Annotated in this window: 18 protein-coding genes; 11 read left to right on the top strand and 7 right to left on the bottom strand. The window is 71.1% G+C overall.

Features of this window, described 5'->3' with window-relative positions; translation table 11 throughout:
* Positions 1-155: 155 nt before the first annotated feature.
* Entirely contained in the window at positions 156-1,394 is a 1,239-nt protein-coding gene (locus tag AB0I28_RS03740) for a TIGR00300 family protein (protein ID WP_357489135.1), read from the top strand.
* On the opposite strand, the gene AB0I28_RS03735 is transcribed toward AB0I28_RS03740, so the two are convergent.
* On the bottom strand, positions 1,379-2,350 hold the full coding sequence (locus AB0I28_RS03735) for a LysR family transcriptional regulator (protein WP_357489134.1): 972 nt from the start codon (positions 2,348-2,350) through the stop codon (positions 1,379-1,381). The two genes, AB0I28_RS03740 and AB0I28_RS03735, sit on opposite strands and share 16 nt — an antisense overlap.
* 133 nt (positions 2,351-2,483) lie before the next feature.
* On the opposite strand from AB0I28_RS03735, the gene AB0I28_RS03730 reads away from it, so the two are divergent.
* On the top strand, positions 2,484-3,977 hold the full coding sequence (locus AB0I28_RS03730) for an MFS transporter (RefSeq protein WP_357489133.1): 1,494 nt from the start codon (positions 2,484-2,486) through the stop codon (positions 3,975-3,977).
* 174 nt (positions 3,978-4,151) lie between these two features.
* On the opposite strand, the gene AB0I28_RS03725 is transcribed toward AB0I28_RS03730, so the two are convergent.
* The 5 genes from AB0I28_RS03725 to AB0I28_RS03705 all read right to left on the bottom strand — a co-directional run bounded on the left by AB0I28_RS03725 (position 4,152) and on the right by AB0I28_RS03705 (position 7,312).
* The gene (locus tag AB0I28_RS03725) at positions 4,152-4,988 is read right to left on the bottom strand and encodes a sulfurtransferase (protein ID WP_357489132.1); all 837 of its coding nucleotides are present in this window, start codon (positions 4,986-4,988) and stop codon (positions 4,152-4,154) included.
* Between the two features lie 14 nt (positions 4,989-5,002).
* A complete protein-coding gene (locus tag AB0I28_RS03720; protein WP_357489131.1) occupies positions 5,003-5,437 on the bottom strand; it encodes a deaminase in 435 nt (144 codons plus the stop codon).
* Positions 5,434-6,090, bottom strand: coding sequence for a dihydrofolate reductase family protein (locus AB0I28_RS03715; protein ID WP_357489130.1), 657 nt, complete (start codon positions 6,088-6,090; stop codon positions 5,434-5,436). Before AB0I28_RS03715 ends, AB0I28_RS03720 begins: the two co-directional genes overlap by 4 nt.
* A gap of 7 nt (positions 6,091-6,097) precedes the next feature.
* The gene (locus AB0I28_RS03710) at positions 6,098-6,868 is read right to left on the bottom strand and encodes an SDR family oxidoreductase (protein WP_357489129.1); all 771 of its coding nucleotides are present in this window, start codon (positions 6,866-6,868) and stop codon (positions 6,098-6,100) included.
* Between the two features lie 105 nt (positions 6,869-6,973).
* Positions 6,974-7,312, bottom strand: a complete 339-nt coding sequence (locus AB0I28_RS03705; RefSeq protein WP_357489128.1) for a VOC family protein — start codon at positions 7,310-7,312, stop codon at positions 6,974-6,976.
* A gap of 127 nt (positions 7,313-7,439) precedes the next feature.
* Here AB0I28_RS03705 and AB0I28_RS03700 point away from each other — a divergent pair, with 127 nt between their 5' ends.
* Genes AB0I28_RS03700 through AB0I28_RS03690 form a run of 3 tightly spaced genes read left to right on the top strand, consistent with a single transcriptional unit; the run spans position 7,440 to position 10,143 of the window.
* Positions 7,440-7,880 carry a MarR family transcriptional regulator gene (locus tag AB0I28_RS03700; RefSeq protein ID WP_357489127.1) on the top strand — a complete coding sequence of 147 codons (441 nt, stop codon included), beginning with the start codon at positions 7,440-7,442 and terminating at the stop codon, positions 7,878-7,880.
* On the top strand, positions 7,873-9,093 hold the full coding sequence (locus tag AB0I28_RS03695; RefSeq protein WP_357489126.1) for an MFS transporter: 1,221 nt from the start codon (positions 7,873-7,875) through the stop codon (positions 9,091-9,093). The genes AB0I28_RS03700 and AB0I28_RS03695 overlap by 8 nt, the downstream gene beginning before the upstream one ends.
* Before the next feature lie 21 nt (positions 9,094-9,114).
* A complete protein-coding gene (locus AB0I28_RS03690; protein ID WP_357489125.1) occupies positions 9,115-10,143 on the top strand; it encodes a serine hydrolase domain-containing protein in 1,029 nt (342 codons plus the stop codon).
* A 51-nt stretch (positions 10,144-10,194) separates the two neighbouring features.
* Here AB0I28_RS03690 and AB0I28_RS03685 read toward each other — a convergent pair whose 3' ends face one another.
* The gene (locus AB0I28_RS03685; RefSeq protein WP_357489124.1) at positions 10,195-11,724 is read right to left on the bottom strand and encodes a UDP-N-acetylglucosamine 1-carboxyvinyltransferase; all 1,530 of its coding nucleotides are present in this window, start codon (positions 11,722-11,724) and stop codon (positions 10,195-10,197) included.
* A gap of 174 nt (positions 11,725-11,898) precedes the next feature.
* On the opposite strand from AB0I28_RS03685, the gene AB0I28_RS03680 reads away from it, so the two are divergent.
* From AB0I28_RS03680 to AB0I28_RS03655, 6 genes are read left to right on the top strand one after another with little or no spacing between them, the layout of a single operon-like run.
* Complete coding sequence (locus AB0I28_RS03680; RefSeq protein ID WP_357489123.1) at positions 11,899-13,296, top strand: hypothetical protein; 1,398 nt, start codon at positions 11,899-11,901, stop codon at positions 13,294-13,296.
* Entirely contained in the window at positions 13,293-14,282 is a 990-nt protein-coding gene (locus tag AB0I28_RS03675; protein WP_357489122.1) for a glutamate ABC transporter substrate-binding protein, read from the top strand. The genes AB0I28_RS03680 and AB0I28_RS03675 overlap by 4 nt, the downstream gene beginning before the upstream one ends.
* A 2-nt stretch (positions 14,283-14,284) precedes the next feature.
* Positions 14,285-15,493 (top strand): hypothetical protein, encoded by a 1,209-nt coding sequence (locus AB0I28_RS03670; protein WP_357489121.1) that lies wholly within the window; start codon positions 14,285-14,287, stop codon positions 15,491-15,493.
* A complete protein-coding gene (locus AB0I28_RS03665; RefSeq protein WP_357489120.1) occupies positions 15,490-17,802 on the top strand; it encodes a tetratricopeptide repeat protein in 2,313 nt (770 codons plus the stop codon). Before AB0I28_RS03670 ends, AB0I28_RS03665 begins: the two co-directional genes overlap by 4 nt.
* Positions 17,799-18,806 (top strand): protein phosphatase 2C domain-containing protein, encoded by a 1,008-nt coding sequence (locus AB0I28_RS03660; protein WP_357489119.1) that lies wholly within the window; start codon positions 17,799-17,801, stop codon positions 18,804-18,806. The genes AB0I28_RS03665 and AB0I28_RS03660 overlap by 4 nt, the downstream gene beginning before the upstream one ends.
* Positions 18,806-20,158 carry a VWA domain-containing protein gene (locus AB0I28_RS03655; protein WP_357489118.1) on the top strand — a complete coding sequence of 451 codons (1,353 nt, stop codon included), beginning with the start codon at positions 18,806-18,808 and terminating at the stop codon, positions 20,156-20,158. Before AB0I28_RS03660 ends, AB0I28_RS03655 begins: the two co-directional genes overlap by 1 nt.
* The last annotated feature ends 74 nt before the right edge of the window (positions 20,159-20,232 follow it).

Here is a 20,232-nt window from a genome sequence, read left to right as displayed (position 1 = left end):
CGCCTGAACGCCTCACAAATGCACGGCCGGGATCCCCCGGTCGCGTAATCGGCTGGAAACGCCCCCACGGTGGCCGTCATCATCGGTGACGGCTACCGTCCTTCGGGTGTAGATCAGCGCGGATCTACGTTGTACCTGTCAGGAGGCATTTTCCCGTGAAGCACACCGAGACCGTCGAGGTCCGAGGCCACATCCTCGACTCCGGAGTATTCGCCCGGATCCTCGATGACGTGCTCGAATACGGTGGGGACTACCGCATCGACAAGCTCGATGTCGGCCGCACCCACACCGACGACACGTACGCGCAGCTGACGATCGGCGCCGAAGACGCCGAGCAGCTCGCCCGGATCCTCATGCGGCTGCAGACGCACGGCACCAACCAGATCGATCCAGGTGAGGTGCTCCTGCGACCGGCTCCGGCCGACGGTGTCTTCCCGGACGACTTCTACTCCACCACCAACCTCCCGACCCAGGTGCGCCTCAACAGCGTCTGGATCGAGGTCGCCAACCCCGAGATGGACTGCGGCGTCATCATCGTCGACGGGCACGCCCGCACCATCGCCGTGTCCGACATCCGCCGCGACGACCCCGTCGTGTGCGGCGCCAGTGGCGTGAAGGTCAAGCCGCTCCCCGAACCGAAGCGCGCCGAGCCCGGCAGCACCAACTTCGAGTTCATGTCCAGCGAGGTCTCCAGCGAAAAGCCGCAGGCCCTGCTCGTGCGCCGCATCGCCGACCAGATGCGCGAGGTCAAGTCGGCCGGCAAGAAGATCCTGTGGGTCGGCGGACCGGCGATCGTGCACACCGGCGCCGCCCCGGCGATGGTGGCGCTCGTCGAGGACGGCTACGTCGACGTGCTCTTCGCCGGCAACGCGCTCGCCACTCACGACATCGAGGCCTCACTCTTCGGCACCTCCCTGGGCGTCGACCTCTCGCAAGGGCACGGCGTCCCGCACGGGCACGAGCACCACATCCGCGCGATCAACACCATCCGCCGCTGCGGCTCGATCGGCGAGGCCGTCGAGCAGGGTGTGCTCACCAGCGGCGTCATGCACGCGCTGGTCAACCAGAAGAAGGAATTCGTGCTCGTCGGCTCGGTCCGCGACGACGGCCCCCTCCCCGACGTCTACACCGACGTCATCGCCGGTCAGCGCGCGATGCGCGCCGCCCTGCCCGGCGTCGGCTTCGCGATCATGGTCGCCACCATGCTGCACTCCATCGCGACCGGCAATCTGCTGCCGGCCACCACGCCGCTCGTCTCGGTCGACATCAACCCGGCGACGGTCACGAAGCTCGCCGACCGGGGCAGCGCCCAGGCCACCGGCGTCATCACCGACATCGGCCTGTTCCTTGAGCAGCTCGCCACCGAACTCGTGGTGGGCTACAAGCGGGACTGACCCTCGTTCGTTCGTACGGCCCCGGTCCCCCGCGGACCGGGGCCGTCGGCCGTCAGTGCCCCGAACACCTCGCGGACCCGCTCGCGCAGCCACGCGTGGCCCTCGTCGGCATCGAACTTCGCGTGCCACCCCTGCGAGATGTCCAGGCTCGGCAGCACCAGCGGCGTTTCGAGCACGACGAGGCCGAGGCGGTCGACGAGCGGGCGGTGCATGCGCCGGGCCGCGCGGCCGACGAGGTCGCTGTCGGCGACCATGAGCATCGCGATGGAAGCGGTCGGCACCGAGACGACGACCTCGCGGGCGAGGCCGTGCCCGGCGAGGAAGTCGTCGATGGGGCCGCGCAGGATGCCCCGGCGGGACACGGTGAGATGCTCGGCGGCGGCATAGTCGCGCAGGCTGACGGGGGTGCCGGTGGCCAGCGGGTGGCCGCGGCGCACCACGACGACGCTCTCCTCGCTGACCAGCCGCTCGACCCGCGTCTCGGGTGTGCGGCGGTCGATGACGCCGATCTCCAGATCGGCGGTGCCGTCGCGCAGCGGCGGGTTGTTGTCGCGTGGGCCCTCGCCGAGAAAGCGGATCGTCACGCCGGGCGCGTCACGACGGATCCGGGTGAGCAGAGCCGCACCGACGACGGCGAAGGTCGAGTCGTCGGCCTGGATCGTGAAGGTGCGCTCCAGCGTCGACAGGTCCAGCGGACCGGTCCGATCGAACAGCCGCGTCGCGCGGGCGACGAGGGCGTGCACCTCGGCGCGGATCGCCTCGGCGTGCGGGGTGCGGACCATGGTCCGGCCCGAGCGGACGAGCACCGGGTCGCAGATCGCCTTGCGGACGCGGCCGAGCGCGCGGCTCATGGCGGGGCCGGAGAGATGGAGCCTCGCGGCGGCTCCGTTCACGCTCCCCTCCTCCAGGAGCGCGTCGAGGGCGACGAGGAGGTTCAGGTCGAGTTTGGAGTGCACGCCGTGCACTTTACCGCTGCGGAAGTTGCAGTTGCCGTTAGTCGTCGGCGCTTCTAGGTTGGGAGACACGCACCGGCGCCGCGGCCCGGGTACCCCGCCGGTGCGATCCCATCCCACTTCACAAGGGTTCTCGATGTCTGTTCACGCTGCCCTGAAACCGCCGGAGACGGGCCACCCCCGGCGCACCGCGATCCTCGCGCTGATGTCGGCCTGCACGGTGCTGACCATCGCGCTGGTAGCCGCGATCAACCTGGCGTTGCCGAGTCTGGCGGCCGACGCGCTGCGACCGTCGAGCAGTCGCCTGCTGTGGATCGTCGACGCCTACGTCATCGTCTTCGCCTGCCTGCTCATCCCCGCCGGCGCCTTCGGCGACCGCTTCGGCCGTAAAGGGACTTTGACCACGGGCCTCGCGGTCTTCGCGCTCGGTTGCCTGCTCTGCGCCGTCGCGCCGTCGATCCCACTGCTCATCACCGGACGCGCGCTCAGCGGCGCCGGCGCCGCGCTGGTCATGCCGGCGACCCTGTCGATCGTCGTGCACGTCTTCCCCGCCGAGCGGCGCGGCCAGGCGATCGCGACCTGGACCGCGGCCACCGGCGCGGCCGGGGTCCTCGGCAACATCGGCGGCGGTCTCGTCCTGGAGTACTTCTCCTGGCGCGGCCTGTTCTGGGCGGCCGCGCCGACGGCGCTGGTCATGCTGCTCCTGGTGGCCGGGCTGGCGCCGAAGGCCGGCCGGCACGACAGTCCGCTCGACCTGGTGGGCTCGGGTCTGCTGATCACCGCGTTCCTCGGCCTCCTCTACGGGATCATCGAGGGCCCCGGCCGAGGCTGGACCTCGGGCACCGTTCTCGGCGGCTTCGCCGTCGCGGCGGTGATGCTCGCGGTCTACACCGCCTACGCCCTGCGCGCCCGCCACCCGGTCGTGGATCCGCGCTACTTCCGCGATCCGCCGCTGCGCGCGGGCGCCTTCGGGGTGACCGTGACATTCCTGGGGCTGTTCGGGCTGTTCTTCGTCAACGCCCAGTTCCTCCAGTACGTCAAGGGCTACTCCCCCGTCGTGACCGGAGTCGCGATCGGCCCCATGGCCGTGGCCATGATCGTGGTCTCGCGGCGCGGCGCCGGGCTCGCCGAGCGCTTCGGGCCCGCCCGCGTCATCGTCGCGGGGATGCTGACCATCGCCGCCGGTCTGGGCCTGCTGTCCCTCGTGGACGTTTCGACGCCCTACGTCCTCTACGCCGGCTACCTCGTGGTCATGGCGATCGGCCTCGGACTGTGCCTGCCGGCCCTGTCGACGGCCATCATCGCCGCCGTCCCACCAGAACGCGCCGGTCTCGGCTCCGGTCTCAACAGCGCCACCCGCGAAGTCGGCAGCGCCCTGGGCGTCGCCATCGTCGGCACCATCATGACCAGCCGATTCACCACCGCACTCCCCGCACCGCTGCGCGACCACGCCTCGTCCGTGGCGGCCACCCTCACCGCCGCCGGTCCCGGCGACCGCGACGAGGTCGTCGACGCGGTCGCCGGAGCGATGGCCGCGGGCTACCGCGTCACGGCCGTGGTGCTGGCATGCGGCGCGGTGATCGTGGGGTGGTGGCTGCGGCGGAGGGGTGGTGCCCGGAAGTCTCCCTGAGCCGCCTCATCGCCTCCCCGTCGAGCACCGGCGTCACCTCCCGCGGACGACTCCCAGCGCACTGGCCATCTCATCCTGCGAAAGCGGGATGAGCGAAGGTTCCAGATGGTCCGGTCCGCAGGCTGCGAGCACCTCCACGAAGAGGCGGGCCAGGCGGATGCGCCGACGCCTCTGCTACTCGCCCGTCGCCACCGGTCGTGAAGGGTCGGTGATCCAGTTGCTCCACGACCCGATGTACACGGCCGGAGTGGGAAGCCCGGCGGCCGTCATCGCCAGGGCGGTGTGGGTGGCGGTGATGCCGGAGCCGCAGTAGGCGCCGATGGGGAGGTCGGGGTCTTCGGCGCCGAGGGGGGCGTAGCGGGCGTGGAGTTCGGCGGGGCTGCGGTAACCGCCGCCTTCGGCGAGGTTGGGTGCGTCGGGGACGTTGACGGCTCCGGGGATGTGGCCGGCGACGGGGTCGATCGGCTCGGTCTCCCCGCGGAAGCGCTCGGGCGCTCGCACGTCGATGAGCAGGCCCTCGGAGGCGAGGCGGGCGGCGCCGTCGGCGTCGAGGACGGGCATCCCGCCGGGGCGGACGGTGATGTCGCCGGAAGCGGGCTCGGGGACGGCGGTGTCGACGGGGCCGTCGCTGGCCAGCCAACAGGCCATGCCCCCGTCGAGGACCAGGACGTCGGCGTGCCCGGCCCAGCGCAGCGTCCACCATGCGCGGGAGGCGGCGGTGTTGTCACCGGCGTCGTAGACGACGACGGTGGAGTCGGCGTTGACGCCGGCGGCGCGCAGGACGTTCTGCAGCGCGTCGGCGTCGGGAAGGGGATGGCGGCCCTCGGGCCCGGGCGGACCGCACAGGTCCTCGTCGATGTCGAGGAAGACGGCTCCGGGAAGGTGTCCGAGGAGGTAACCGTCGCGCCCAGGGGGGCCGTTGAGGGACCAGCGCACGTCGAGGATGACCGGGGGCGGGTTCTCCGACAGCGCCTGCGTGAGCTGGGCGGCGGTGATCAACGGGTTCGACATGCGATCAGTTTCTCCTACTCCTCGACGAGATGCACATTGGCCGCACGCGCCTCGGCCTCAAGACCCCCCAGCTTGACCACCTCGACCCCGGCCGCCCGCAGCACTTCGGCGCCACGGCCCGGCACGAACAGCGATGGCTCGTCCCAGGCGTAAACGACGCGGCGGACACCCGCCGCGATGATCAGCCGGGCGCAGGTCTCGGGCCGGGAGGCGCGCTCCCCGCACGGCTCCAGGGATGTGTAGACGGTGACGCCGTCGAGGTCGGCGGGCGCGTGGCGCAGGGCGACCTCCTCGGCGTGGTCGTGCGGGTCCTCCTGGCGGGAGTACCCGGTCGACAGGACGGGCCCGCCGGGCGCGGCGATGACCGCGCCGACGCTGAACGCCGTCGCCGAGGGCGGGCACAGGTTGGCCAGGCGGACGGCGGCGCGCAGGTGCTCCTCGTCGCTCATTCGTCCTCGTCTCGCAGCTGGTAGCGCAGGACGGCGAGGTCGTCGAGCCGGCGAACCTCGGTGAGCCGCATCCGCCGGTCCTTGCCGAAGGGGAACAGGCCCGGCCCGACGAAGCGGGGCGCCTCGGACTCGCCGACGAAGAACGGCGCGATGGCCAGCTGTATCTCGTCGACCAGTCCGGCGGTGAGCAGCTGCGTGTGGATCGTTCCGCCGCCCTCGACCATGAGCCGGACGACGCCGCGGGTGCGCAGGTCGGCCAGGATGCCCGGCCACGACACCGGCTGCCCGCCGTCGACGACCGTGGCCAGCCCGTCGAGCCGGCGGCGGGTGGCGGGCAGGGCCGGGGTCGTGGCGTAGACGAGCCGCTGGGCTGACCCTACGGTGAAGAACCGCGAGCTGGGGTCGAGGTCGCCGGTGCCGGTCACGGTCACCTTCATCGGGCACCGCCCGGCGTCGCCGGCGGTGAGAGCGGGGTTGTCACGCCGGATCGTGGACGCCCCGACGAGGATCGCGTCGCTTCCCGCGCGGACCTCGCGCACCCGGTCGAGGTCGGCCGGGGTGGACAGGATCAGGCGCTCGGGCGAGGTGTCGTCGAGGTGGCCGTCCAAGGAGACGGCCGCCGACAACAGCACGTACGGGCGGTTGTTCGGCATGGGGTGATCATAGGGCGCGGTTGTCCCCGACGTACTGACCCCACGTCACGGTGCCTCCGGCATGGGCCGGAGTGGTGAAGTGCCCGGCGGCGATCGCGGCGCCCATCTTGCCCGGGAACCAGGTCGAGACGACCGGCCGGTGGGAGCCGCGTCGGCGCATCTCGTCGCGCACGACACGGGCGAGGCTGAAGATCTGCGGACCGCCGAGGTCGTCGACCCGGCCGGCGGGCGAGCCCTGGGCGAGCTCGGCGAGGCGGGAGGCGACGTCGTCGACGTCGACGGGCTGGCAGGTGCCCTTGGGGACGAGCATGATCGGCGTCGGGAGTTTGGCGACCCGGTCGACCAGCGAGGCGACGAACTGGTGGAACTGGGTGGTCCGCAGGGTCGTCCAGGGCAGCCCCGACTCGCGGATCATGCGCTCGCAGCAGCGCTTGTCCTTGTAGTAGCGGTAGGGGATGTCGTCGATGCCGACGATGGAGATGTAGACGAAGTGCGGTGTCGCGGCCTCGACCGCGGCGTCGATGAGGGTGCGGGTCGTCTCGACGTCGGCGCCGGGCACCTCGGGTTCGGAGGCGCAGTGGACGATGACGTCGACACCGTCGAGGGCCTCGGCGAGCCCGGCGCCGGAGTGCAGGTCGCAGACGCGCCAGGTGACGCCGTCGGCGTCGGGTCGATCCTGCCGGCTCAGGGCGCGCAACCGCGCTCCGGTCGGTTTGAGCCTGTCCAGTAGTGACCGGCCGAGAAGTCCGGTCCCACCGGTCACCAGGATGGTGGTCATCGCCAGCGCCTCCGGGCACGTGGGTTCGAGGTGTCAACCCCCTGTCCTACTCCTGCGGGGTCCCTTGTGGCAACAAGGATGCCGACACTGTGACCGGCGGAACGGTCAGTGGCCCTCGGAGACGCAGAAGAGATTGCCGTCGGGGTCGCGCATGATCGTCCAGGTCACACCGGGGACCTCGTGGTCGGCGACGTGCTCGGCGCCCAGCGCGGTGAGGCGGGCCACTTCGGCGGCGCGGTCCTCGCAGCCCAGGTCGAGGTGCATCGCGGAGCTCGCCGGGCGCTCGTCGACCCGCTGGAAGCCGAGGCCGACCGGGCCGGCGGAGGCGAAGACGAAGTCGCCGTGCTCGGCGATGATCTCACCGCCCAGGGCCTTCGTCCACCACTCGGCGAGCGCGCGGGGGTCGGTGGTGTTCACGGTGACGTTGACGATTCTGGCGGTCATGGCCGGAGGGTAGCGCCGAGGTGCGACAGGTTCGCGGACTTGCGCGGGACCCGCCGGGCGGGTATATGCTTAGCCAAGCTAACTTAGTCAGGCTAAGTATCTGCCCGCCCGCCACCCGGGAGTCTCGATGACCGACGAAACACCGGCCGTCCTCGCAGGCGAGGTCAACGGCCTCATGCGCGACATGGTGCTCATGCTGCGCCGCGTCGGCGCCGAACAGCCGGTCACCGCGCCTCAGCTGTCGGTACTCGGCTCGCTGCTCACCGGTCCGCGGCGGATGAGCGACCTCGCCGAGGAGCACGGTGTGCGGATGCCGACCATGACCGTCCAGGTCAACCGCCTCGAACGCGACGGCCTCGCGGTGCGCGGCCGGGACGGCTCGGACGCCCGCGTCGTCACCGTCGCCCTCACCGACGAGGGCCGCGAAGCGCTGAGCGCCGGCCGCGCCCATCGCATCGACTACCTGGCCGAGCGCCTGGCCCGCCTCTCCCCCCACGACCGCGCCGCGATCGCCGCGGCCGTTCCGGCACTGTCCCGCATGATCAAAGGAGCCCCGACCGATGAGTAGCCACGCCCCCGAAGGGGCGGCCACCCGCGCCATCCTCAAGCAGCCCGCCGCCGTGTGGGCGACGGCCTTCGCCGCCGTCATCGCCTTCATGGGCATCGGCCTGGTCGACCCGATCCTCCCCTCGATCGCCAAGGGCCTCGACGCGACGCCGAGTCAGGTGTCGCTGCTGTTCACCAGCTACTTCGCGGTCACCGCCGTCGCCATGCTGCTGACCGGCTGGGTGTCGAGCCGCATCGGGGCGAAGAAGACGCTGCTGGCCGGTCTGGCGCTGGTCGTCTTGTTCGCCTCACTGTCGGGAACCTCCGACAGCGTCGCCCAGCTCGTGGGCTTCCGGGCCGGCTGGGGCCTGGGCAACGCGATGTTCGTCGCCACCGCACTCGCCGTCATCGTCGGCGCGGCCAGCGGCGGCGCGGAGTCGGCGATCCTCCTCTACGAGGCCGCCCTCGGCCTGGGCATCTCGGCCGGCCCCCTGCTCGGCGCCCTCCTCGGCGACTGGCACTGGCGCTACCCCTTCTTCGGGACCGCCGCGCTCATGGCCGTGGGCTTCATCCTCATCGCCACGCTGCTGAGAACCGAAAGCGGACCGAAGGTCAAGGCACGCCTGAGCGACCCGCTGCGCGCGCTCGCGCACGGCGGCCTGTCGACCACCGCCGTCACCGCGCTGTTCTACAACTTCGCGTTCTTCACGGTGCTGTCCTTCACGCCGTTCATCCTCGGGATGAGCGCCTACGGGATCGGCGCGGTCTTCTTCGGCTGGGGCGTCCTGGTGGCCGTCAGTTCCGTCTTCGCCGCTCCACTGCTCCAGCGCAGGCTCGGCTCGGTCGGCACCATGTACGTCGGACTGGGCTTCCTCGTCGTCTGCCAGCTCGGCATCGCCCTGTCCGGCCACAACGGGATCGTCGTGTTCACCATCCTCAGCGGGCTCGCCATCGGCGTGAACAACACCGTCTTCACCGAGGCGGCCATGGAGGTCAGCGACTCCCCGCGCGCGATCGCCTCGGCCGGGTACAACTTCGTCCGCTGGCTCGGCGCCGCCCTCGCGCCCTACATCGCCAGCAAGCTCGGCGAGGAGATCGACGTCAGCGTGCCGTACTACCTCGGCGCCGCCTGCTGCGTCGTCGCCATCGGCGTCCTCTACCTCCGGCGCGGGCACATGCGCGGCCTCGAAGCCGTCGACAGGGACCACGAACGGCTCGACGCGGTCACCGCGTAGGCCCCGGTAGCCTCGGTCGGCATGAGCCCTGACCTCATCACGCGACTACTCGACCAAGGCATCGAGGACCGGGTGTTCCCCGGTGCCGTGTGGGGCGTCGGGGACGCCGGCGGGCTCACCGCCTTCGGGTCGCGCGGGGTTCTCGACCCCGATGAGCCGGACGTGCCGATGGCCGCCGACACCATCTTCGACATGGCCAGCCTGACCAAGGTGCTGGTCGTGTGGACGGCGGTCGGCCGGCTGTGGGAGCGCGGCCTCCTCGCCCTCGACGACCGCCTGGACGCGCATCTGCCCGAAGTCGCCGGCCGCCCCCTGGCCCCGGTGACCGTCCGGCAGCTGCTCGGGCACATCGCCGGGATGCCGCACCACGCGGGATTCCGTGCCAACTACGGCACCGACCCGGCGGCCATCGTCGCCGGAGTGCTCGCCGCCGACCTGCACTGCCCGCCGGGGACGGTCGTCAAGTACACCGACCGCGCCTCCTTCATCCTCGGGATCCTCGCCGAGCGGCTGTCCGGCGAGTCGCTGAGCGCGCAGAGCCGCCGCTGGGTGTGGGACGCGCTGGGAATGAAGGAGACCTGGTTCGGCCCGGTGCCCGAGGTCCTGCGGGCGCGTTGCGCGCCGACGGAGTTCGACGAGGACAGCGGGATCCGGCGCAAAGGCCTCGTCCACGACTTCTCGACGCGACTGTTCGACGGCGCCTGCGGGATCTCCGGGGTCTTCTCGACCCTCGGCGACCTCGGCGTCTTCCTCCGCCATCTGCTGCGCCCCGACGACGGCGCCGGCTTCGGATCGGCGTGGATCGGGGAATCGCTCCAGGTGCACACCGGCGAGCTCGAACCCGCGCGAGGGCTGTTCTGGTTCCCCGCGCCGGACACCGAGATCGCCGACGACGTGTGGATGCACCTCGGGTTCACCGGGACGGGCATGTGGGTGAGCCCGAAGCGGCAACGGTGGGCGGTACTGCTGAGCAACCGGGTCGTATTCGGGCGCGAGAAGCCGCCGATCAAGGCCGTGCGCGACCGGTTCCGGGCGATCGTCTTCGACTGAGCCGCGACGCCCGCACGCACGCTGTGACGGCGGGCGTGCGGGCGGAGCGGATCAGATGTCGCGGAAGATCTCGATCTGCGCGCCCAGCTGGTTCAGCCGGTTGGCGAGGTCCTCGTAGCCGCGGTTGATGACGTAGACGTTGCGCAGCACCGAGGTGCCCTTCGCGGCGAGCATCGCGATGAGGATGACCACCGCGGGGCGCAGCGCCGGCGGGCAGATGACCTCGGCGGCCGACCAGCGCGTCGGTCCCTCGACGTAGACGCGGTGGGGGTCGGCGAGCTGGACGCGGGCGCCGAGCTTGGTCAGTTCGGTGAGGTAGATGGCGCGCTTGTCGTAGACCCAGTCGTGGATCATGGTCGCGCCATGCGCGGAGGCCGCGATGGCGGCGAAGAACGGCAGGTTGTCGATGTTGAGGCCGGGGAACGGCATCGGGTGGATCTTGTCGATCGGCGAGTGCAGGACCGAGGGCCGCACGGTGATGTCGACCAGCCGGGTGTGGCCGTTGGCGGCCTGGTACTCCTCGGTGCGGCTGTAGTCGAGGCCCATCTCCTCCAGGAGCGCCAGTTCGATCTCCAGGAACTCGATCGGGGCGCGCCGGACGGTGATCTCCGACCCGGTGACGATCGCGGCGGTGAGCAGGCTCATCGCCTCGATGGGGTCCTCAGAGGGGGCGTAGTCGACATCGGCGGAGATGGCGGTGCGGCCGTGGACGGTCAGGGTGGTGGTCCCGATGCCGTCGATGCGCACGCCGAGCCGGGTCAGGAAGACGCAGAGGTCCTGGACCATGTAGTTGGGGCTGGCGTTGCGGATGACGGTTACCCCGTCGGCTCCGGCGGCGGCCAGCAGGGCGTTCTCGGTGACGGTGTCACCGCGTTCGGTCAGCACGATCGGGCGGGCCGGCGCGGTTCGCCCGTCGACGGTGGCGTGATAACTGCCGGCGGTGGCCTTCACGGACAGGCCGAAGGGCCGCAGCGCGATCATGTGCGGCTCGACGGTGCGCGCGCCGAGGTCGCAGCCGCCGGCGTAGGGCAGCTCGAAGTTGTCCTCGGAGTGCATGAGCGGGCCGAGGAACATCAGCACGCTGCGGGTGCGGCGGGCGGCGTGCTCGTCGATGGCGTCGAGGTCGAGCAGCTCGGGACGCATGATCTCGAGGTCGTTGTCGGCGTTGAGCCAGCGGGTCTTGACGCCGATGCTGCCGAGCACTTCGAGGATGCGGTTGACCTCCTCGATGCGTGCGACCTTGCGCAGCACGGTGCGGCCCCGGTTGAGGAGGCTGGCGCACAGCAGCGCCACACCGGCGTTCTTGCTCGACTTGACGTCGATGGAGCCGGAGAGGGGGTTGCCGCCGACGACGCGCAGGTGCATCGGGCCGGACGTGCCGAGGGAGACGATCTCACTGTCGAGGGCCTCGCCGATACGGGCGAGCATCTCCAGACTGAGGTTCTGCTGACCGCGTTCCATGCGGTTGACGGCGCTCTGGCTGGTGGCGAGCGCGTCGGCGAGCTGGGTCTGGGTCCAGCCTCGGTGCTGCCGGGAGTCCCGGATGAGTTTGCCGATGCGTCGGCGGTAATCGTCAGTCACAACCTGACGTTATCTCACATGTGATGTACCGACAATCGACTTCGGGTGTGTTCATTGTCCGTCAAAGAGTCCGGGGCGAGGTGCAACCGACTCCTTGTCGAGACCGTTTGGTGATGGACATTATCTTGAACGCCATGGTCTTATTGGTAATCACAAGGCGGCTTGGAGGGTGGAATGCCAACGGGGACAACGGGTAACACCATGGCTCCGCTCAGTTCTCACCAGTCAGGCAACTCCACTGTGGACATCCCCCGGCAACGCGGTGGGTCACCGTCGGCCGTTCGCCCGAAGGCCTCGCGGCTGCTCAACCGCACCGGGAGCACGCCCGGCCGCCTGACGCTGCTGATGGCCGTCCTGGCGTTCCTCGCGCTGGCCTCCGGCGTCGCCGGTGTCGCCGACGTGGTCAGCCGCGACGACCTCATCGACGGTGTATCGGACGGCAGCGGCCGCCTCGGTCTCGCCGCGCTGGAGGTCTACCAGTCGCTGTCGGACGCCGACGCGACCGCCACCAGCGCGTTCCTCGCCGGCGGTGTGGAGTCTCCCGAGTTGCGCGACCGCTACGACGAGGACATCAACCGCGCCTCGATCCAGCTGGCGACCGCCGCGGCGAGCATCACCACGCAGGCCGGCGCCGACGCCGTCGCGCGCCTGTCGGCCGACCTGCCGGTCTACACGGGCCTGATCGAGAACGCCCGCACCTACAACCAGCAGGGCCTCCCGGTCGGCGCGGCCTACCTGCGCGAGGCCTCCGGCCTGATGCGCGACCGGCTCCTGCCGGCCGCCCAGGAGCTCCAGGACACCGCCGGCTCGCAGCTGGCCGAGACGCAGGACTCCGCGGCCACGCTGCCGTGGATCGCGCTGGCCTTCATCCTGCTGACCCTCGGCGTCCTCGCCTTCACCCAGATCGACCTGACCAAGCGCACCAACCGCGTCTTCAACGTGGGCCTGCTGGCCTCCACCGTCGCGATGGTGCTCGTACTGGGCTGGCTGGGTGTGGCCTCCTTCCTCGCGGCGGGACACATCGACTCCGGCCGCGAGAGCGGCAGTGCGCAGATCGAGCGCCTCGCCGAGGCGCGCATCGCCGCCCTCCAGGCGCGTTCGGCCGAGTCGGTCACCCTCATCGCACGCGGCGGCAAGAGCGCCGCCGACTACGAGGCGGTGTTCGTCACGCAGATGGGGATCCTCCTCGACGGCGGCTCCGGACCGCTCGCCAAGGCGCGCGAGGCCAACACCGACCCCGAGCTCACCCCCGTCCTCGACCAGGCGCTGGCCACGGCACAGGCCTGGCAGGAGGTCCACACGACCCTGCGCGGCGACGACCAGCGCGGCGAGTACACCAAGGCCGTCGAACTCGCCCTGAGCACCGACGAGGGCGGCGCGGCCAAGCTGTCGCGCCAACTCGACGACCTGCTCGCCCAGGCGATCCAGTCGGCCGGCGACCACTTCCGCGCCGAGACCAAGGCGGCGTCGAACGCGCTCACCGGCGCCGGTATCGGTGTCGGCCTCCTGGCGGTCGTGTGCCTCGCCGGCAGCGCCAACGGATTGCAGCGACGGATTGCGGAGTACCGATGAAGACCCCTCAGCGGATCCGGCGGATCCTCGCCGTCGCCGTCGCCTGCGGCGTCCTCGCCACCACGGCGGCCTGCGCGGCCGACACCGCTCCCGAGCTGCCGCTCGGCGAGGCCGCACCGCCCATGCCGGTGGGCGTGCAGGACCCGGCCGAACTGCCCGAGGTCAGCGAGCAGCCCGACTGCGGCGACCCCACCGCGAGCTACCGGCCCGCCAACGGCCTCAACATCGCTCCCGGCTCGTCGATGGCGCAGATCAGGGCCAACGACGTGCTCAAGGTCGGCGTCGACCAGAACACCTACCTCTTCGGCTACCGCGATCCCAGCACCAACGACCTGTCCGGGTTCGACGTCGAGATCGCCAAGGAGATCTCGAAGGCGATCTTCGGCAGCGTCAAGGTCCAGTTCAAGGCGATCAGTTCCGACCAGCGCGTCCCCTTCGTACAGGAGGGCGAGGTCGACATGGTCGTGCGCACGATGACCATGAACTGCGCGCGCTGGCAGGACGTGGCCTTCTCCTCGGAGTACTTCCGCGCACACCAGCAGATCGCCGTCTACGGCGACCACAAGGTCGTCGAGACCCTCGCCGAACTGGCCGGTGAGCGGGTCTGCGCGGCGACCGGCAGCACCTCGATCCGCAACATCGCCGACTCGGCGGCCACCCCCGTCGCCGTGCCGGAGTGGACCGACTGCCTGGTGATGCTCCAGCAGGGCACCGTCGACGCGATCTCCACCGACAACGCCATCCTCGCCGGCTTCGCCGCGCAGGACGCGCAGGTGAAGCTGAGCACCACGTCGCTGAGCGAGGAGCCCTACGGGATCGCCATCAACTCCGAGCGCCGCGACCTCGTCGAGTACGTCAACGCCGTACTGGAGGACCTGCGCGGCAGCGGCCGATGGGATCAGCTCTACCAGGCCGCGGACCGTTCGGGGAACTCCCTCCAGAGCCTCCTGGGCTCGGCGTCCCCTCCGGCCGCCAAGTACCAGTAGCCATGAGCGGCGGCCCGGCGATGACGCCCGACGAGATCGACACCGAACTGCGGCAGCACGACCTGACCCACCGCAGGCTCGCCGAGGAGCTCTACGCCCTCGACAACGCCGGCGCCCACTCCTACCTCCGCGACGTCGAGCTGACCGGCTTCACCCGCGACGCCGCCACGGAGTCGGGCACCAGGCTGGCGGCGCTGTGGTCGCAGTTCGGCGCACTCGGCGCGGTCGTCGACCGGGGCAAGGAGCTGCGCTCCCGGCGCACCCGCCTGGCCGAGCCCGAACACAGCGAACTGACCATGCTCCTGCGCGAGGACGTGGTCTCCCTCGGCGCCGACGGGCTGCGCCCCAGCGACTCCGGCGGCGAGGTCGCCGAGCGGATCTCGCTGCCCGATCTCACCAAGCGCATGAACGCCTCCGTCGCCGCGCTCAAGGCCCTCTACACACGCGTCGACGCCGCCTGCGCCGCGGTGGCCGACCGCCTCGCCTCGCTCACCGCCGCCGTCGACGACGCCGAACGCCTCAGCGAACTCCTCGACCTCAACGGCGAACCGGGCGACCCCGACGGCCTCGCCGCCCTCGAACGCGAGCTCACCGCCCTGCGCGGCGGTGCCCTGGCCGACCCGCTCGACCCGAGCGTCGGCGGCCGGCTCGACGAGTTCGCCGAACGCGTCACGCCCGTCCTGGCGGCCCTCGCCGAACTCGACACCCTGCGCACCGGGCTTCCCGAGCGTCTCCTTTCGCGCCGCACGGCCATCGCCGAACTCGCCGCCGCCGAGAAGGAGGCGGCCGAGATCACCTCTGTCGTCGAGGTCAAGATCGCCCAGGTCCGCATCCCGCCCCTCAACGCCCGGGCCGCAGCACTGCGGCAGCGCCTCGGCGACCTACGCCGGCTGTCGGCGTCGGGACGCTGGCGGCTGCTCGCGCAGCGGCTCGACGAGATCGACCGCGACGTGGCCGGTGCCCGCGAGGCCGCCGCGGCGATCACCGAGACCGCGACGGCGCTGATGGAGCGCCGCGCCGAACTACGCGGTCGCCTCAAGGCCTACCAGATGAAGGCCGGCCGGACCGGCGCCGCCGAGAGCGCCGAGATCACCAGTCGTTATGAGAACGCCCGCGCCCTGTTGTGGACGGCGCCGTGTGACCTGCGCGCGGCGACCCGGGCGGTCCGGGACTTCCAGCAGGCGCTGCTCGCGACGGAGGAGTCGGGATGAACCCATGCGTCCACCCAGGTTGCCGTGGTGCCTACGAGGCCGACGGTTACTGCAACGAGTGCGGCCGGGCCAGACCCGGCGGTGGCGCGCCCTCTCCCGTACCGGCGAACGCCTACGCCCCGACGGCGGCGACCAACGCGCCGACCGCGGTCACCAGCGTCCCGAGCCGGCCGTTCAGCGCGCCCATCACCGCCGCCATGACCGGCTCGATGAGCACCCGCACCCGGGGAACCCGCAGCACCCGGTCGGGCAGCCGCGAGATCGAGATCCCGTGGGTCGCACCGCGCAACCCCGCCGACGTCATCCCCGACAACCCGGTCGTCCCCGAGGCCCACCGCTTCTGCCACAAGTGCGAGAAGCAGGTCGGACGCGGCCGCGACAACAAGCCCGGCCGTACCGAGGGCTTCTGCCCGCACTGCCGCACGCCCTTCTCCTTCGTGCCGAGCCTGCGCTCGGGCGACGTCGTCAACGACCGCTACGAAGTCCTCGGCGCCCTCGCCCACGGCGGCCTCGGCTGGATCTACCTGGCCCGCGACCGGCACGTCAGCGACGACGTCTCCGACCGCTGGGTCGTCCTCAAGGGCCTGATCAACACCACCGACCCCGAGGCCATGGCCGTCGCCATCGCCGAGAAGCGCTTCCTGGTGGGCATCGACCACGCCGCGATCGTGGAGATCTTCGACTTCACCCGCCACGCCGACCCGGTCACCGGGGACCCGCTCAACTACATCGTCATGGAGTACGCCGCCGGGCAGTCCCTGCGCGACCTGCGCCGCGACTTCCGCAACGACCGTGGCCAGCACGTGCCTCTCCCCCTGTCGCAGGTCCTCGCCTACGGTGCCGAGATCCTCCCGGCGCTGGGCTACCTGCACGACAACGGCCTGCTCTACTGCGACTTCAAGCCCGACAACGTCATCCACGTCGGGCAGCAGCTCAAACTCATCGACCTCGGCGCCGTCCGCCGCATCGACGACACGCTCAGCCCGATCTACGGCACCCCCGGCTACCACGCCCCCGAGATCGGCGAGCGCGGTCCGTCGATCGCCAGCGACCTGTACACGATCGCGCGGTCGCTCGCGGTCCTCGCCTTCGACTTCCACGGCTTCACCAAGCACTACCGGCACTCGCTGCCCGACCCGTCCGAGGTGCGGCTGTTCACCGAGAGCGAGTCGTTCCACCGGCTCCTGCTGCGCGCGACGGCCGCAGATCCGTTCCACCGCTTCGCCTCGGCCGAGGACATGCGCGAGCAGCTGCTCGGTGTGCTGCGCGAGACCCGGTCGGCGGAACTGGGCACGCCCCATCCGTCGCTGTCGACGTGGTTCACGCCCACCCGACGCAGTTTCGGCGTCGAGATCGGCCGCGTGACGAATGTGGAGGCGAGCGGGATCGAGCCCGCGCAAGGCGTCTCGACGCGCGTGGACTTCACCCAGGTGGTGCCCGCGCTGCCGATTCCGCAGGTCGACTCCAGCGACCCCGGCGCCGGTTTCCTGGCGACCCTCACCGCCACGACCCCCGAGGAGCGGATCGCCGCCCTCACCGCCGCGCCGGTCCGCAGTCCCGAGGTCCGGTTGCGGCTGATCCTCGAACTCATCGAGGCCGGCCGCGTCGAGGTCGCCGCCCGCGAACTCGACGCCTACGCGCGCGACGAGCAGGACGACTGGCGCACCGACTGGTACCGCGGCATGAACGCGATGCGCGCGGGCAACCCGCAAGCCGCCCGCGAGGCCTTCGACCGGGTCTACAGCGAACTGCCCGGCGAGCTGTCGCCCAAGCTGGCGCTGGCCGCCGCGGCCGAGTGGGCCGGCGACCTCGGCACCGCCGAACGCCACTACACCAAGGTCTGGACCACCGACCACGCCTACGTCAGCGCCGCCTTCGGCCTGGCCAGGCTGCTGACCCGGCGCGACCAGCGCGACGCGGCCGTCGCCGTCCTCGACGACGTCCCGCACAGCTCGGCGCAGCACACCACCGCCCAGGTGGCCGCGATCCGCATCCAGCTGTCCACGCCCGCGCCGAACCTCACCGTCGAGCGCCTGCGCGCCGCGGCCGCCCGTCTCGAACAGCTCGACCTCGACGAGCGCCGCGCCGTCGTGGCCGCCGAGATCCTGCACCGTGCCCTCGAATACGTCAAGGCCGCCGGGCGCTCGCCCGGTGGCGCGCAGTTGCTAGGTTGGCCCGTCGACGAACGCGGACTGCGCTTCGGCCTGGAACATTCCTACCGTGACCAGGCACGGACCTGTGCCGACCAGGGCCGGCGAACCGCCCTGGTCGACCGCGCCAACCGAATCCGACCGAGGACCTGGACGTGACAGCGACGATGATGCACTGCCCGGCCTGCGACCTGACCGCGGAGGACGCCGCGCAGTGGTGCGAGCGATGTGGTGAGGCCCTCGAAGCCATGCCTCCCATGGAGTCTCCCGGCGACGCCGCTCCCGCGCCGATGTGGCGATCCACCGCGGCCCACCTGTCGGCCTGCCTCCAGTGCGGTCGGCCCGAGCACACCGCCGACGGCTTCTGCGTCCACTGCGGGCAGCGCCGCTCCCCCAACTCGATCCGCTCGGCCATCGACCTCGGCCCCGTCGCCGGCTGCACCGACCGCGGTCCCCGCCGCAAACGCAACGAGGACGCCCTCGCCGTCGGGCGCTTCGGTCTCACCACCGTCGCGGTGATCTGCGACGGCGTCGCGTCGGCCACCCAGTCCGACGACGCCGCCCTGGCCGCCACCGAGACCGGCATCCGCGTAGTTCTCGACGAACTCGCCTCCGGCAAGCCGCCGGGTTCGGCCGCCCACGCAGGCCTCACCGAGGCGGCGTCGGCCGCCGCGTCGGTCGGGGTCAACTACGAGTCCAACCCGCCGGCCTGCACCTACGTGTCGGCGATCGTCACCGCAACCGAGGTGACCATCAGCTGGGTCGGCGACTCCCGCATCTACTGGTGGGGCGCGGAGTCCATCGGCTGCCTGACCGTCGACGACTGCCTCGCCGGGCGCCTCGCCGCGCAGGGCGTGTCCGCGGACGACGTCCGCTACCAGGCCAAGCACGCCTACGCGCTCGACCACTGGCTCGGCGCCGACTCCCCCACTCTCGACCCGCACATCGAGACCTTCACGCCGCCCGGCCCCGGCCTCATCATCGTGTGCAGCGACGGACTCTCGCGCTACCTGCCGCAGCCCGCCGACCTCGCCGCCACGCCCATGGGCACCCCCGCCGCCACCGCGCAGGCGCTCACCCAGCGCGCCATCGACGCCGGCGGCGTCGACAACGTCAGCGTCGCCGTACTGGCGTATCCCCCCGTCGAGGATGGAGCACGATGATGAACCAGGCACCGAACTTCCAGCTCGAAGTGGACTACAACCACTTCCTGGCGGCCGGTGCCCGCGTCGTCGACGCGATCGTGACCGTCTCAACCCCTGAAGGCGAACCCGGCGCTCCGGGGACGCCGGCCCCGGGACCGGCCGCGAGCATGGCCCAGGTCATCATGCTCGACTGCTCGGGATCCATGATCGGGCAGAAGATCATCGAGGCCCGCCGGGCGGTCAACACCGCCATCGACACGCTGCGCGACGGCACGCCTTTCGCCGTGGTCGCCGGGACCGACAAGGCGTGGATGGCCTACCCGCAGGAAGTCGCCACCGTCATCGCCGACAAGAAGACCCGCGCCGCGGCCAAAGCGGCAGTCGGGCGCCTTGAGGCCTTCGGCGGCACCGCCATCGGCAGCTGGCTGCGACTGGCCAACCAGGTCCTGGCCACCGTCGACGCCGAGGTCAAGCACGCCATTCTCCTCACCGACGGCGATGACCTCCACGAGACACCGCAGGAGCTCAGCGAGATCCTCGTCCTCTGCGGTACCGGCTTCACCTGCGACTGCCGCGGCGTCGGCCAGCAGTGGAAGCACGAGGTCCTGCTCAAGATCTCCTCGGCCCTGCTCGGCACCGTCGAGGGACTCGTCGACCCCACCGGACTGGCCGACGACTTCCGCGCCATGACCGAGACCGCCATGGGCAAGACCGTCGGCAACGCCTCCCTGCGCGTCTGGTCACCGGCCGGCTCCTCGGTCAAACTCGTCAAACAGGTCAACCCCAAGATCGAGGACCTCACCGAACGCGCCGCCGCGGTCAACGCCCGCACCGCCGACTACCCCATCGGCGCCTGGGGACCCGGTGAGAGCCGCGACTTCCACCTCTGCCTCGAGATCCCCGCCGGCGAGATCGGCGAGGCGGCCCGGCTGGCGACCCGCGTCAAGATCCTCGTCGGCGACACCGCGCTGGCCGAGCAGACGGTCACCGTCGAGTGGACCGAGGAGAGCACCCTCTTCACCGAGATCAACGCCCGCGTCGCGCACTACACCGGCCAGGAGGAACTGGCCACCGCCATCCTCCAGGGAGTCGCCGCGTTCAAGAACGACGAACGCGAGCTCGCCACCGAGAAGCTCGGCCGCGCCGTCGCGCTCGCCACCGAGTCCGAGCACACCCAGGCTCTGTCCGCCCTCGGCGCGCTCGTCGAGATCGACGACGCTACGACGGGTACCGTACGGCTCAAATCAGACGCCAAGAGCATCGACGCCGAGATCGCCGGAGTCCGGTCCACCACCACCGTGGCGCTCAGGAGACGCGCCGCGGACGAGGACGGTACCGAGACCGGCCGGCCGGCCGAACCCGACGTGTGACCGCAGCGAGCCGGGAGTAACAGCACATGCCGACCTGCCCCGCAGGACACAACTCCAACACCGCCGACTTCTGC

The organism is Phytomonospora sp. NPDC050363 (assembly GCF_040655735.1).
Classification (GTDB): domain Bacteria; phylum Actinomycetota; class Actinomycetes; order Mycobacteriales; family Micromonosporaceae; genus Phytomonospora.
The sequence above is the reverse complement of the archived record's forward strand: the minus strand, read 5'-3'. Positions and strand labels throughout refer to the sequence as shown.

Excerpts from the sequence above, each read along its gene's own strand:
- AB0I28_RS03730 (WP_357489133.1), top strand. The coding sequence starts at position 2,484 with ATGTCTGTTCACGCTGCCCTGAAACCGCCGGAGACGGGCCACCCCCGG.
- AB0I28_RS03725 (WP_357489132.1), bottom strand. The coding sequence starts at position 4,988 with ATGTCGAACCCGTTGATCACCGCCGCCCAGCTCACGCAGGCGCTGTCG.
- AB0I28_RS03720 (WP_357489131.1), bottom strand. The coding sequence starts at position 5,437 with ATGAGCGACGAGGAGCACCTGCGCGCCGCCGTCCGCCTGGCCAACCTG.
- AB0I28_RS03715 (WP_357489130.1), bottom strand. The coding sequence starts at position 6,090 with ATGCCGAACAACCGCCCGTACGTGCTGTTGTCGGCGGCCGTCTCCTTG.
- AB0I28_RS03710 (WP_357489129.1), bottom strand. The coding sequence starts at position 6,868 with ATGACCACCATCCTGGTGACCGGTGGGACCGGACTTCTCGGCCGGTCA.
- AB0I28_RS03705 (WP_357489128.1), bottom strand. The coding sequence starts at position 7,312 with ATGACCGCCAGAATCGTCAACGTCACCGTGAACACCACCGACCCCCGC.
- AB0I28_RS03700 (WP_357489127.1), top strand. The coding sequence starts at position 7,440 with ATGACCGACGAAACACCGGCCGTCCTCGCAGGCGAGGTCAACGGCCTC.
- AB0I28_RS03695 (WP_357489126.1), top strand. The coding sequence starts at position 7,873 with ATGAGTAGCCACGCCCCCGAAGGGGCGGCCACCCGCGCCATCCTCAAG.
- AB0I28_RS03690 (WP_357489125.1), top strand. The coding sequence starts at position 9,115 with ATGAGCCCTGACCTCATCACGCGACTACTCGACCAAGGCATCGAGGAC.
- AB0I28_RS03680 (WP_357489123.1), top strand. The coding sequence starts at position 11,899 with ATGCCAACGGGGACAACGGGTAACACCATGGCTCCGCTCAGTTCTCAC.
- AB0I28_RS03675 (WP_357489122.1), top strand. The coding sequence starts at position 13,293 with ATGAAGACCCCTCAGCGGATCCGGCGGATCCTCGCCGTCGCCGTCGCC.
- AB0I28_RS03670 (WP_357489121.1), top strand. The coding sequence starts at position 14,285 with ATGAGCGGCGGCCCGGCGATGACGCCCGACGAGATCGACACCGAACTG.
- AB0I28_RS03665 (WP_357489120.1), top strand. The coding sequence starts at position 15,490 with ATGAACCCATGCGTCCACCCAGGTTGCCGTGGTGCCTACGAGGCCGAC.
- AB0I28_RS03655 (WP_357489118.1), top strand. The coding sequence starts at position 18,806 with ATGAACCAGGCACCGAACTTCCAGCTCGAAGTGGACTACAACCACTTC.